The organism is Cellulophaga omnivescoria, assembly GCF_027915275.1.
Lineage (GTDB): Bacteria > Bacteroidota > Bacteroidia > Flavobacteriales > Flavobacteriaceae > Cellulophaga > Cellulophaga omnivescoria.
Genome location: NZ_CP115819.1, coordinates 273946 through 286130, shown reverse-complemented (window position 1 = coordinate 286130; position 12185 = coordinate 273946). Strand labels below are relative to the sequence as shown.

The following is a 12185-nucleotide window of genomic DNA, read 5'->3' as shown; positions in this document are numbered from 1 at the left end:
TGAAAATATCAAATGGGGATTTTTTAGTATTAAGGTTTTATTTAGAAAGTAGGATTCTTTTCTATTAATTCTGTACGTACTAATTTTCCAGATTCCGTTACTTGGTCTAGACTCCAATTGCCATTACCACTAGCTCCAGGAGTTAATGCAGCAGATTTTTCGTTTTTATCTGCTATAGACCAGTTACACCATGATATTTTATTTTCGTCTAAAAATGCCCACCAAGCTTTGCTTTCTGCCGCGTCTACATAACCATCACCAGTGTATTCTGTAGTGCCATATTCTGTAACAAAAATAGCCAAGTTGTTATCTATAGCTTGCTTGGCAATATCTCTTAAATATTGTTTATGACTAGCTGCATAGTAATGAAGAGTATACGCTACGTTGGCATCATTAATTTCATTGCCAATTACTTCATCTACACGTTGTGACCATACTCTTGTACCGCATACAACAATATTGTCTGGGTCATACTTTCTAATTTCTTTAATAACTGCCTCATGGTAAGGTTTAAGTGTGTTATTCCAAGATACACCATCTAAAGGTTCGTTATAAATTTCATATATAATGTTAGGCTTGTCTCCGTATTTTTGTGCAACCTCTGCAAAAAAACTTTTCGCTTCATTTAAATGGTTTTCTGCATGGTGACTGTGCCAATCTACAATAACATAAATACCTTGTTCTATAGCAGCATCTATAACGGTAAATACTTTAGCTTTTTCTCTTTCTGGGTTGCTTAAGTAACCATCGTTATCTTCTACAGCCATAGCTGCTCTTACAATGGTAACGTTCCAATCCTCTTTTAGCCATGATACGGTGCCTGTTGTATAGTATTGTGGCATCCATTGGCTCCAAAATAAAGACATACCACGTAATTGTATTGCGTTGTCATTTTTGTCTACAATTTTACTTCCTTTAATGCGTAGTTGTCCGTACGCATCTACAACAGTTTTTGCAGTGTTGTTACTGTTGTTTGTTTCTTCTTCATTAGTATTATCTTCTTCTGTAGTATCTCCATTATTATCATTAATAGCATCTAATAAGTCGTTAGATGAATTGTCACAGGATAAGAAGGATAAGAAAAATACTAGTAATACTGTTTTTAATGCAAATGTTTTCATAGCTTTTTATTAATTAAAGGTTTACTTGGGGAGAATTATTTGTAGTAAATGTATTACAAATAAAAAAGACTGCCAAAAGCAGTCCTTTAATTTATTGAAAAATTTTTGTAAATAAAAGATAGGTTATTGAATACCAGTAATTTCTACATCAAAAATTAAATCGGCGTTTGGAGGAATTGGTCCGCCACCTTGTTCACCATATCCTAAATGTGGAGGAATAAACAAACGAACTTTGTCTCCTACTTTCATACGTAATAAACCTTCTTTAAAACCTGCTGTTAACCTAGATTCCGGACTATAATCCATTGGATAAGGACTAAGGTCATTGCCGTGCATTTTGTAAATAATGTCGTACTTACCAAATTCTTTAGCAACATCTTCCATAGTAGTATCAAACAAGCTGCCATTACTTAACCAGCCGGCATAGTTTACTAAAGCTTTCTGTCCAATTTTTGGTTTTGGTCCAGTACCTTCTTTTAACACTAGCACTTTTAATCCAGATGGTAAAGTTTCTGCTTTTTTAATTTGCTCTGCAGTTTTAGCAGCAAAAGCAGCTTCTGTTTTTTTAGCTTCTTCAGCTAAAGCTAGTTGCCTTTTTTCTTCTTCTTTTTCTTCATCAAAGTAAGATGTCATCACTTTAATTGCATCAAAATTTTTAGCCTCCTTACCTTTTTTTACTATTTCTATGGTAGAGATAACAACATCTTCTATAGGTCTGTTTTTTGCAGCTACTTTTACATTTGCAATAGAGTCTATAACTTCTAAACCTTTAACAACTTCACCAAAAACAGAATGACATCCAACTCTAGGATTATCACAATTTTTTAAATTACCAAACTCATCTAAACCGTCTAAGAAAGGAGTAGGAGCATGGGTTATAAAAAACTGGCTGCCATTTGTTTTTGGTCCAGAATTAGCCATAGATAAAATTCCTTTTTTAGTGTGGCGTAGAGAGTCGCTAAACTCGTCTTTAAATTTGTAGCCAGGGTTACCCATACCAGTGCCTGTTGGGTCTCCTCCTTGTATCATAAAATCTTTCATTACTCTATGAAAAATAATACCATCATAATATTTTTTTCCTTTATACTCTTCACTTACAAACGGGCTTTTACCTTCTGCTAAGGAAACAAAATTAGCAACAGTAACTGGTGCTAAATTGTACTCTAACTTAACCAACATATCTCCTTTATTGGTTTTTATATCTGCATATAAACCGTCTTCTAGGTCTGCATATTGTCCCGATTTACAGCCTACCATTGCAGATACAGCTATTAATAAGATTAAAAAACTTTTTTTCATTTTTCCTTTTTTAGTTTATTTTTAATTTAGAATACTATCTTTTTCTACTTTTAATATAGATACTACTGCTTTTAAAGGTATGTTGGTTCCTATTTTATTATCGTCTCCGTGGTAGCCGTAGCCTAAAGAAGAAGGAAATAAAAAGGTAGCGGTTTCATTTTCCTTTAAGAGTTTTACACTTGTACGCAAACCTAAAAATAATTCCTGTTTGTCTACCTTGTATTTTATTGTTCCAATTTCATTAAAACCATAAATAGTATCATTATTAAGGTCTAGTAAGCTATAACGCATAGTAACCAAATCATCTGGTTTAATAGTTTTTATGTCTTCTTGGTTTTTACTATTGTAATAGTACCAAGCTCCGTTTGTACCACTTATGTAGTTGTGGGCAGTATCCTTTTCTATTATACGTTGTATAATTGCTTCTTCTTCTGCAAGTAGTAATTTATTTCGTTTTATAGATTGTTTTATGTAACTACCTGTTTTTACTTCTATAGGTCTTCTTGGTTCTGGACCATCACAACTTATAAAGCACAATATTAGTGCTAAGTATATAACTTTTTTCATCCTTTTAATTGATCTTTATAACTGTCTAACAAAGCAACAAATTTTGCTGTGGTTTCTTCTAAAGAAACATTGCTTTTACCGCCAGCGGCATTGTCGTGCCCGCCACCTTCAAAATGCGCTCTTGCAAATTCGTTTACAGAAAAATTACCTTGAGATCTAAATGATATTTTTATAATTCCTTCATCTTTATTTTCAATAAAAATAACGGCAAAAATTATATTGTCTAAAGTAAGTCCGTAATTGACTATACCCTCTGTGTCTCCTTTTTTAAAGTCGTTTTCATCTAACTCTTCTTGGCTAAGTGTAATGTATGCAGTATGGTAATCTTCTAGTATCACCATATTTTTTAGGGCACAACCTAAAATATGTAATCTACTAGGAGAATTGGTGTCAAACACCTTATTGTGTATAGCCATATTTTCTGCTCCTTTATCAATTAAATCTGCAACTACGCGGTGTGTTCTGCTTGTTGTAGATGAGTACTTAAAAGAGCCAGTATCTGTCATTATGCCTGTATACAAGCAATTGGCAATATCTGCAGTAATTTTAGAAGTATCTTCTACAGCTTCAATAAAATTGTAAACCATTTCGCAAGTAGAGCTCATATGCACATCAGAATAGGTAACTTTTGCATAATCTGCCGGTGCTTGGTGGTGGTCTATCATTATAAAGGTACCTTCTGCAGCCTCTAAGGTTTCTTGCATAAAACCAACCCTAGATAAATGATTAAAATCTAGCGTAAAAATTAGACTAGCTTCTGCAATGTATTTTTCTGCGAGATCTTTATCATTTTCAAAAATAATGATTTCTTCTTGTCCTGGCATCCATTTTAAAAACTTAGGAAAGTCATTAGGAGCAATTACAACTGCTTGTTGTCCTTTGTTTTTTAGGTAGTGCATTAATCCTAAGGTAGAACCTATGGCATCACCATCTGGATTTTTATGCGGTATTATAACTATTTTTTGTGGTGAGCTAAGTAAGGAGCTCACTACTTTACTATCTTCTATATTCATATGCACCAAAGATAGTGTTTTTAGTAAATGCTCAAAATACCGTTGGCTTTTTATAACACCAATCTTATGTTTTGGTTAATACCTTGTATAATGCTTTAGTATGTGAAAAAATAGTCTTAAAATTGTTACTTAAACTATAATTTTAATATTTTGAAGAAAACTATTTTTATACTTGGTTTATTGGTAGTGTTTGGCGCTTGCAAAACCACTAAAACAGCTAATACTGTTGTTTCTCCAATAACTAAATCTGATTTTACTATTGCTTTTGGCTCCTGTAACAAGCATGATGAGGTAAACCCTTTGTGGGATGATGTTTTAGCAGCCAATCCTAATTTGTGGATTTGGGGAGGAGATAATATTTATGCAGATACAGATAATATGGAGCAGTTAAGAGCAATTTACACAGCTCAAGACAATGTGCCTGGTTACAAAAAGTTAAAAGAAACTGTACCTGTAATTGGTACTTGGGATGATCATGATTATGGTTTAAATGACGGTGGAGTAGAGTTTAAGGCTAAAAAAGAAAGTGAACAAGAGTTTTTAGACTTTATGGATGTTGCTAAAGATAGTCCGCGTAGACAAAGAGAAGGTGTTTATGCAGTGCATAATTATAATTTGCCAAAAGGAAAAATAAAAGTACTGGTTTTAGATACGCGCTATTTTAGAACAGCACTAACGCCAGCTACAGACAACAAAAGGCGTGTGCAACCAAATGTTTACGGAGAAGGAACTATTTTAGGTAAAGAGCAGTGGAAATGGTTAACGGAAGAGCTAAATAATTCTGATGCAGATTTTAATATTTTGGTGAGTAGTGTTCAATATTTGTCTAACAAACACGGTTTTGAAGGATGGGGAAATTTTCCGCATGAGGTAGATAAACTTAAAAAACTTTTAGTACAAACTAAGGCTAAAGGCGCAATGATATTGTCTGGAGACCGACATATATCTGAGTTTTCTGTAGACACAGTAAAAGATTTAAATTATCCGCTGGTAGATTTTACAAGTAGTGGATTAACACATACATACACAGGTTTTTCTGGAGAAGAAAACCCATACAGGGTAGGAGATGTAGTATTTGTGAAAAGTTTTGGAGTATTAAATTTTAATTTTGACACTAAAACAGTAAACTTTAAAATGATTGGCGATAATGGTAAGGTGCTAGGAGAATTAAAACAAACCTATTAAGTTACTTACTGTTATAAACCTAACAATCTATTAACACTTGCTTTACAAGCTTTTAAACTAATTTGTTGCGTGTTATATTAAAAGCATTATTTTTGCAAAAAATTTAAAAGACGATGATTACAAACAGAACTTTTACAATGATTAAGCCAGACGGTGTAGAAAATGGTCACATTGGTGGTATTTTAGAGAAAATTACATCTGCAGGTTTTAAAATTGTAGCTATGAAATATACGCAGTTAAGCAAGAGAGATGCAGAAGCATTTTATGCTGTACATAGCGAGCGTCCGTTTTTTGGGGAGTTAGTAGAATTTATGACTAGAGGTCCTATTGTTGCTGCTATCTTAGAAAAAGATAACGCTGTTGAAGATTTTAGAGCTCTTATTGGTGCTACTAACCCAGCTGAAGCTGCAGAGGGTACTATTCGTAAATTATATGCAACTTCTATAGGAGAAAATGCAGTTCACGGATCTGATAGTGATGAGAATGCTGCTATTGAAGGAGCTTTCCATTTTTCAGGAAGAGAAATTTTCTAGATTTACATTACAACATACTAAAAAACCATCAAGTTTTTGCTTGATGGTTTTTTTATGTTTTAAAATGAAAAGTATTTAACGTAGTACTAATTTTTTTATCACTTCTTTTCCTAAATCTTCATTTATCATTTTAATAATTTTTGAATTGCCGTGACTTAATTCTTCTCGCAAAACAGAAGAACTTAGAGATACGTACAAAGTACCATTACGCAATTCTACAGCTGTAGTGTAGTTATTTACACCAGGCCCCATAAGGTTTTTCCATGCAGCACGCGTATCTACACCGTCTATACCTCGGTCTAGCTTATTTTCTTTTATAAAATCTTGTAAAAGATCTCCTAATTGTAGGTTTTCTTTTTTTCGTTTTGCCATTATTGCTCTATTTGTATAGGTTGGTAGCGTTTGTAAACGTATGTAATTTGTTCTGTGTCTTTAACAGTAAACGAGTCCTTTGTAAGGTTTATTAATTCTTCTTCTCTTTCCGTAAGGCTGTTACTGTATAATATGGTAAAGGTACTTTGTTTTTGGGTAATGGTAACCTTATCTATATCATTATTAGCTATAAAAGTGCCTCCAATTTTTGGTTTTACTTTTGTTCTAAATCCTTTTAGGTTGTTAATTTCAAAAAAGTCTATTACTGGGTTTGCTTTATACTCTTTGCTGGTGCCATCAGCAAAAAAAACTTTATTTATTTCCCAATAACCGTTAAGCAGCTTTATGTCTTCTTTTTTTACAGTTGTTGGGCTACCACAGGCAATAACTAGCAATGTTAAACATATTAGAGCTGTTTTTTTCATTTTTAAAAATATTTTAAATACAATTTTAGGGTTTGGGTGTGCAAATTTAAGTATAAAATAACGGCAACTTTTAATGTTATTTTGTTTTATGAATATAAAATATAAACTGTAAGTACAACTAGTTATATTTTAAATATTTTATAACTCTGGTGTATATTTTTTACCACATTTTCAGTTCGGTCTGCGTGTGTATCGCTAATAAAAATTTGTCCAAAATTATCATCATCTACTAAAGACACTATTTGTGCTACTCGGTTCTCATCTAGTTTATCAAAAATATCATCTAATAATAAAATAGGAGTTGTTTTGGCCTGCGCTTTAATAAAGTTAAACTGTGCTAACTTTAAAGCAATTAAAAACGATTTTTGTTGGCCCTGACTACCAAATTTCTTTACGGGATATTCATTAATTTCAAAAGATAAATCATCTTTATGCGTGCCAACAGTTGTATACTGTACGGCTCTGTCTTTTTCTAAACTTTCATTAAATAACTGTAGCAAATCTTTATGTAATAATTTACTGTTATAAGTAATTGTTACATTTTCTTTTCCGCCAGATATTGCAGCATATTGTTCTTTAAAAATAGGAATAAAATCATTTAAAAAAGCAACACGTTCTTGGTGTATAAATGTGCCGTATTCTTGTAATTGCTCATTATATATACTTAGTGTGGTTTTATCAAAAGTGTGGTTTACTGCAAAGTATTTTAAAAGAGAATTACGTTGTAAAAGTATTTTGTTATATTTTAAAAGAGCTGTTAAATATTCTTTATTAGATTGTGAAATAACACCATCTATAAACTTTCGTCTAGTATCACTTCCCTCTAAAATAAGGTCGCGGTCTGCCGGAGAAATAATTACTAAAGGTAAAAAACCAATATGGTCCGAAAATTTATCGTATGCTTTGCCATTTCGTTTAATTACCTTTTTTGCACCTTTTTTTAGGCTACAAATTATTTTTTCTTCTCTTTCATTTTTTAAAAATAAACCATCAATAACAAAAAAATCTTCGCCGTGTTTTATGTTTTGAGAAGCAATAGGGTTAAAGTAACTTTTGCCAAAAGATAAATGGTAAATAGCGTCTAAAATATTTGTTTTTCCTACGCCATTACTACCAACAAAGCAGTTTATTTTGGCGTCAAAATCAAATTCTTTAGAGTCAAAATTTTTATAATTTACAAGCGATAATTTCTTTAAAAGCATTCTGTTTTTGGCAAGTTTTATTTTAAAAATATAAGAGAACTCGCAAATTATTGAAAAATAACGAATAAATAAGGTTTTAGATTTCAATAAAAACTTTATTTTTGCGCGATTAATAAAATTAACTATGGCTACATATAAAAAGCGAGGATACAAACCAAAGACTAAAGAAGAACAAGTAGAAGTAGAAATACAAGAACAAGATAGTACAACTGCAGAGGTTTTTAATACGTTAGATGAAAGTGCGTCCAAATCTGAAGAGTGGGTTGCAAAAAACCAAAAGGCCATTTTAGGCGTTATAGGTGTTATTGCAGTTGGAGTATTAGCTTACTTAGCTTATGTTAATTTTGTTCAAAATCCTAAAATTAATGATGCTAATAACGAAATGTACTACCCACAACAGTACCTAGACCAAGCGTTAAATGATGCATCTGCAAATAAAGATTCCTTATTAACTTTAGCTCTTAATGGGTCTGAAGGTAAATATGGTTTTTTAGATATTATTGAAGATTACAGTGGTACTCCTACAGCTAACTTGGCAAATTATTCTGCAGGTATGGCTTATTTAAATTTAAAAAACTACCAAGAAGCTATTAATCATTTAGAAGATTTTAGTACAGATAATGTTACTTTAGGTGCTTTAGCAAAGGGTGGTATAGGAGATGCTTTTATGCAATTAAACCAAACGGAAGATGCTTTAGATTACTATGAAAAAGCAATTGCACAAGGTGATAATGATTTTACTACACCAAGGTATTTATATAAAGCAGGTGTGGCAGCACTAGAGTTGGGTAAAAAAGATAAAGCTTTAAAGTATTTTGAAAGAGTTAAAAACGAATTTTCTACATCTATAGAGGCAACAACAATTGATGCATTTATAGGAAAAGCTAAATAATATAGATATGGCTACGGCTAATAAAAATTTATCAGTTTACGATAAAACAACAATCCCAAACGCGAAAGATTTTCGGTTTGGGATTGTTGTTTCAGAATGGAACACAGAAGTTACAGAAGGGCTATATAATGGAGCTATAGAAGCTCTTTTAGATTGTGGCGCTGTAAAAGAAAACATTGTAAGATGGGATGTTCCTGGTAGTTTTGAACTTACTTATGGTAGTAAAAAAATGATTGCTACAAAAAAAGTAGATGCAGTTATTGCTATTGGCAGCGTTATACAAGGAGAAACCAAACATTTTGATTTTGTATGCAGTTCAACTGCACAAGGTATTAAGGACCTTAATGTATTAACAGATACACCTGTTATATTTTGCGTGTTAACAGATAATAATTTGCAGCAAGCAATAGACCGTAGTGGAGGTAAACACGGTAATAAAGGAACAGAAGCTGCAATAGCAGCAATAAAAATGGCTGCTCTAGGAAACTAATACTGCCAAATACAATTATTAATACTCTTAAAAAGTCTTTTAAATAAGATTTTTTAAGAGTATTTTTTTATACATCTTTTTTGTTTTTATGTTAATTTGACTTGTTAACAAGTTTTGGCATAGTATCTGTGCTATTTTTTGTGTTTTTAAGTACCTTTGAAAATCTAGTTATTATGGGAAAATTTACACGATTACGGAAAAATAAGTCGTACGACTACAAGCCTCGTTACTTTGATGATAAGGGTGAGGGCAACCCGTATAAAATTCAGCATAAACTAGATAAATACCGTACAACTGTTGGCCCAAAACAAGGATTAAAAAGTAAGTTTGGAAACGCTTTTTCTGATCTGCGTAAAGAGGGAGACAGAAATATGAAAATACGAATGGCAATTATAATTGCTATTTTGGTTTTCGCTTTTTTATACATTATAGACTTTGATCTTTCAATATTCTCCATAAAATAATGGCAGATATCATAAAACTTTTACCAGACCACGTTGCAAACCAAATTGCAGCGGGTGAAGTTGTTCAGCGACCAGCATCTGTAGTTAAAGAGCTACTAGAAAATGCAATTGATGCAGGAGCAACTAGCATAAAATTAATAATTAAAGATGGTGGTAAATCTCTAATACAAGTTGTAGATAACGGTATTGGTATGAGTGCTACAGATGCAAGACTTAGTTTTGAGCGCCACGCAACATCTAAAATACAAAGCGCAGAAGATTTGTTTAATCTAAACACAAAAGGGTTTAGAGGAGAAGCTTTAGCTTCTATTGCAGCAATTGCACGTGTAGATTTACAAACAAAAACTGCCAATGAAGAAATTGGAACTGCAATAGAAATTGAGGGCAGTGAAATTAAATCTCAAGAGGTAGTTGCTACACCACAAGGTACTTCTTTGGCGGTAAAACACTTGTTTTTTAATATTCCTGCACGTAGAAACTTTTTAAAGTCAGACGCTGTAGAATTACGCCATATTACAGATGAGTTTCATAGAGTAGCTTTAGCTCACCCGTCTATAGCGTTTAATTACTATAACAATGGCAGTGAACTTTTTAACTTGCCAGAATCTAATTTTAGACAAAGAATAGTAAATATTTTTGGAAAAAAGTCTAATGAGAAATTGGTTCCTGTTAATGAGGATACACAAGTTGTAAAAGTTTCTGGTTTTATATGCAAGTCTGAGTTTGCTAAAAAGAGTAGAGGTGAACAGTACTTTTTTGTAAATAACAGGTTTATAAAAAGTCATTATCTTCATTATGCAGTACTTGCTGCTTTTGAAGGTTTAATTAAGCCAGGTACACACCCTGGTTATTTTTTAAATTTAGAGGTAGATCCTTCATCAATAGATATAAATATACACCCAACTAAAACAGAGGTGAAGTTTGATGATGAGCAAACGTTGTATGCTATTTTAAGGTCTACTATAAAACATAGTTTGGGGCAGTTTAATGTTGCGCCTACTTTAGATTTTGATCATGACAGTAATTTGCAGACTCCTTATGAGTATAAAAATAAAAATGCTGTTTTACCTAAGGTAACCGTAGATTCAACTTTTAATCCGTTTGCAGAAGAAACCAAACCGGCACGTAGTAGTTCGTCTTCAGCTGCATCTAACTCTTTTGCATCTTACAAAAAGCCTAGTCCCCAAAGTTGGGAGAGTTTATATGTAGAAACGCCCAATACAGAGGTAAAATCTACTGGTTTTGAAGGAGTAAGTTTTGAGTCAGAGGTGAGTACAAAGTCTATTTTTGATGATACAGAAGATGATTTAGATACTTCTGCAATTACTTTTCAGTTAAAAAGAAAGTATATTGTAACTACCATAAAATCTGGTATGGTTGTAATAGACCAAGGAAGAGCGCACCAACGTGTGCTGTACGAGAAGTTTTTAAGAACAGTTACTTTAAATGAAGGTTTAAGTCAGCAGCTACTTTTTCCTATACAATTGTCATTTTCTTTAGCTGAAATTGATATTTTAAAAGATATAAAAGACAATTTAACTACTATGGGTTTTGTTTTTGGACAAATAAATGAAAATATAGTAGAAATAAATGGTATTCCGCCAATGGTTGCAGAAGCAGAGGTAGATACTATTTTTGATGAATTAATGGCAGATTGCCAACAAAATGTTGGTGCAGATGGTTTTTCACAAGCAGATATTTTAAGTAAAGCTTTGTGTAAATCTTTGGCTGTTAAAACTGGAGACGTTTTAGATAAATTATCTCAGGCTGCATTGGTAAACGATTTATTTGCTTGTACAGAGTCTATGGTTAGCCCGTTTAACAAACCAATTTATGTAACCATCACAGAAAACGATATTGATAAAAAATTTATGTAATGGGTAGACTTACAGATGTTATAAAACATTTAATAATAATAAATGTTATTTTCTTTTTAGCAACACAAACTTTAGGAGACCAAATGTACCAATGGTTTTCTTTGTGGTTTCCAGAAAATGAAAATTTTCAATTATGGCAGTTAGTGTCACATATGTTTATGCACGGTGGTTTTATGCATATTGCTTTTAATATGTATGCCTTGTATGCTTTTGGTACACCTTTAGAGCAAATGTGGGGTAAAAACAAGTTTTTATTCTTTTACTTTTCTGCAGGTATAGGTGCGGCATTAATACATACAGGTGTTAATTATTATTACTTTAATAAAGGATTAGATGCTCTTGTAAATTCAGGTATATCTAAGGAGCAAATAATGAGTATAGTAGCAGAGGGAAAGTATATGCCGGATTGGTATAACGTTGCTTCTAAAAATACAATAGATAATTTTTTAAGCGCTTACAATACGCCTGCAGTGGGTGCTTCTGGTGCCATTTATGGTGTTTTAGTTGCCTTTGGTATGATGTTCCCAAATGCCGAATTAATGATGATATTTTTGCCTATACCTATAAAAGCTAAATATTTTATTCCTGTTTTAATTGGTATAGATTTGTTTTCAGGCTTAACGGGTTATTCTTTATTTGGTGGCGGTATTGCACATTTTGCACATATAGGTGGTGCTATATTTGGTTTTATAATGATGTGGTACTGGAAAAAAAATCAGTTTAATAACAATCGCTGGAATTAAAA

At 32.4% G+C, this 12185-nt stretch carries 14 protein-coding genes; 7 read left to right on the top strand and 7 right to left on the bottom strand.

Going from position 1 to position 12185, the window contains the following annotated elements; all coding sequences use genetic code 11:
* Positions 1–41 precede the first annotated feature (41 nt).
* The 4 genes from PBN93_RS01330 to PBN93_RS01315 all read right to left on the bottom strand — a co-directional run bounded on the left by PBN93_RS01330 (position 42) and on the right by PBN93_RS01315 (position 4000).
* Positions 42–1121: a glycoside hydrolase family 5 protein gene (locus PBN93_RS01330; RefSeq protein ID WP_271081232.1), complete on the bottom strand. Its 1080-nt coding sequence runs from the start codon at positions 1119–1121 to the stop codon at positions 42–44.
* A 123-nt stretch (positions 1122–1244) separates the two neighbouring features.
* Positions 1245–2420, bottom strand: a complete 1176-nt coding sequence (locus PBN93_RS01325; protein WP_077398707.1) for a peptidylprolyl isomerase — start codon at positions 2418–2420, stop codon at positions 1245–1247.
* A 21-nt stretch (positions 2421–2441) separates the two neighbouring features.
* Positions 2442–2987, bottom strand: coding sequence for a gliding motility-associated peptidyl-prolyl isomerase GldI (gene gldI / locus PBN93_RS01320; protein WP_077398705.1), 546 nt, complete (start codon positions 2985–2987; stop codon positions 2442–2444).
* On the bottom strand, positions 2984–4000 hold the full coding sequence (locus PBN93_RS01315; protein WP_077398703.1) for a DHH family phosphoesterase: 1017 nt from the start codon (positions 3998–4000) through the stop codon (positions 2984–2986). Before PBN93_RS01315 ends, gldI begins: the two co-directional genes overlap by 4 nt.
* A 150-nt stretch (positions 4001–4150) precedes the next feature.
* On the opposite strand from PBN93_RS01315, the gene PBN93_RS01310 reads away from it, so the two are divergent.
* Both PBN93_RS01310 and PBN93_RS01305 read left to right on the top strand, forming a co-directional pair.
* Positions 4151–5185 (top strand): alkaline phosphatase D family protein, encoded by a 1035-nt coding sequence (locus tag PBN93_RS01310; protein ID WP_077398701.1) that lies wholly within the window; start codon positions 4151–4153, stop codon positions 5183–5185.
* Positions 5186–5298: 113 nt separating this feature from the next.
* Positions 5299–5718 (top strand): nucleoside-diphosphate kinase, encoded by a 420-nt coding sequence (locus PBN93_RS01305; RefSeq protein ID WP_013619847.1) that lies wholly within the window; start codon positions 5299–5301, stop codon positions 5716–5718.
* Positions 5719–5793: 75 nt separating this feature from the next.
* On the opposite strand, the gene PBN93_RS01300 is transcribed toward PBN93_RS01305, so the two are convergent.
* The 3 genes from PBN93_RS01300 to recF form a co-directional block, all read right to left on the bottom strand.
* Positions 5794–6090, bottom strand: a complete 297-nt coding sequence (locus tag PBN93_RS01300; RefSeq protein WP_271081231.1) for a DUF721 domain-containing protein — start codon at positions 6088–6090, stop codon at positions 5794–5796.
* Complete coding sequence (locus PBN93_RS01295) at positions 6090–6515, bottom strand: hypothetical protein (RefSeq protein ID WP_077398697.1); 426 nt, start codon at positions 6513–6515, stop codon at positions 6090–6092. Before PBN93_RS01295 ends, PBN93_RS01300 begins: the two co-directional genes overlap by 1 nt.
* Positions 6516–6637: 122 nt before the next feature.
* Positions 6638–7717 carry a DNA replication/repair protein RecF gene (gene recF / locus PBN93_RS01290; protein ID WP_271081230.1) on the bottom strand — a complete coding sequence of 360 codons (1080 nt, stop codon included), beginning with the start codon at positions 7715–7717 and terminating at the stop codon, positions 6638–6640.
* A gap of 124 nt (positions 7718–7841) precedes the next feature.
* Between recF and PBN93_RS01285 the strand changes: the two genes are divergently transcribed.
* The 5 genes from PBN93_RS01285 to PBN93_RS01265 all read left to right on the top strand — a co-directional run bounded on the left by PBN93_RS01285 (position 7842) and on the right by PBN93_RS01265 (position 12183).
* Positions 7842–8609, top strand: a complete 768-nt coding sequence (locus PBN93_RS01285; protein WP_077398693.1) for a tetratricopeptide repeat protein — start codon at positions 7842–7844, stop codon at positions 8607–8609.
* Positions 8610–8616: 7 nt separating this feature from the next.
* A complete protein-coding gene (gene ribH, locus PBN93_RS01280; RefSeq protein WP_271081229.1) occupies positions 8617–9099 on the top strand; it encodes a 6,7-dimethyl-8-ribityllumazine synthase in 483 nt (160 codons plus the stop codon).
* A gap of 173 nt (positions 9100–9272) precedes the next feature.
* Positions 9273–9563, top strand: a complete 291-nt coding sequence (locus PBN93_RS01275) for a riboflavin synthase subunit beta (protein WP_077398689.1) — start codon at positions 9273–9275, stop codon at positions 9561–9563.
* Positions 9563–11440, top strand: a complete 1878-nt coding sequence (mutL, locus tag PBN93_RS01270) for a DNA mismatch repair endonuclease MutL (protein WP_271081228.1) — start codon at positions 9563–9565, stop codon at positions 11438–11440. The genes PBN93_RS01275 and mutL overlap by 1 nt, the downstream gene beginning before the upstream one ends.
* Positions 11440–12183 (top strand): rhomboid family intramembrane serine protease, encoded by a 744-nt coding sequence (locus tag PBN93_RS01265; protein WP_271081227.1) that lies wholly within the window; start codon positions 11440–11442, stop codon positions 12181–12183. Before mutL ends, PBN93_RS01265 begins: the two co-directional genes overlap by 1 nt.
* The last annotated feature ends 2 nt before the right edge of the window (positions 12184–12185 follow it).

Bases quoted from the DNA above. Each gene is read 5' to 3' on its own strand.
- gldI (WP_077398705.1), bottom strand. From the start codon at position 2,987: ATGAAAAAAGTTATATACTTAGCACTAATATTGTGCTTTATAAGTTGT.
- PBN93_RS01285 (WP_077398693.1), top strand. From the start codon at position 7,842: ATGGCTACATATAAAAAGCGAGGATACAAACCAAAGACTAAAGAAGAA.
- PBN93_RS01325 (WP_077398707.1), bottom strand. From the start codon at position 2,420: ATGAAAAAAAGTTTTTTAATCTTATTAATAGCTGTATCTGCAATGGTA.
- PBN93_RS01265 (WP_271081227.1), top strand. From the start codon at position 11,440: ATGGGTAGACTTACAGATGTTATAAAACATTTAATAATAATAAATGTT.
- PBN93_RS01275 (WP_077398689.1), top strand. From the start codon at position 9,273: ATGGGAAAATTTACACGATTACGGAAAAATAAGTCGTACGACTACAAG.
- recF (WP_271081230.1), bottom strand. From the start codon at position 7,717: ATGCTTTTAAAGAAATTATCGCTTGTAAATTATAAAAATTTTGACTCT.
- PBN93_RS01330 (WP_271081232.1), bottom strand. From the start codon at position 1,121: ATGAAAACATTTGCATTAAAAACAGTATTACTAGTATTTTTCTTATCC.
- mutL (WP_271081228.1), top strand. From the start codon at position 9,563: ATGGCAGATATCATAAAACTTTTACCAGACCACGTTGCAAACCAAATT.
- PBN93_RS01300 (WP_271081231.1), bottom strand. From the start codon at position 6,090: ATGGCAAAACGAAAAAAAGAAAACCTACAATTAGGAGATCTTTTACAA.
- ribH (WP_271081229.1), top strand. From the start codon at position 8,617: ATGGCTACGGCTAATAAAAATTTATCAGTTTACGATAAAACAACAATC.
- PBN93_RS01315 (WP_077398703.1), bottom strand. From the start codon at position 4,000: ATGAATATAGAAGATAGTAAAGTAGTGAGCTCCTTACTTAGCTCACCA.
- PBN93_RS01305 (WP_013619847.1), top strand. From the start codon at position 5,299: ATGATTACAAACAGAACTTTTACAATGATTAAGCCAGACGGTGTAGAA.
- PBN93_RS01295 (WP_077398697.1), bottom strand. From the start codon at position 6,515: ATGAAAAAAACAGCTCTAATATGTTTAACATTGCTAGTTATTGCCTGT.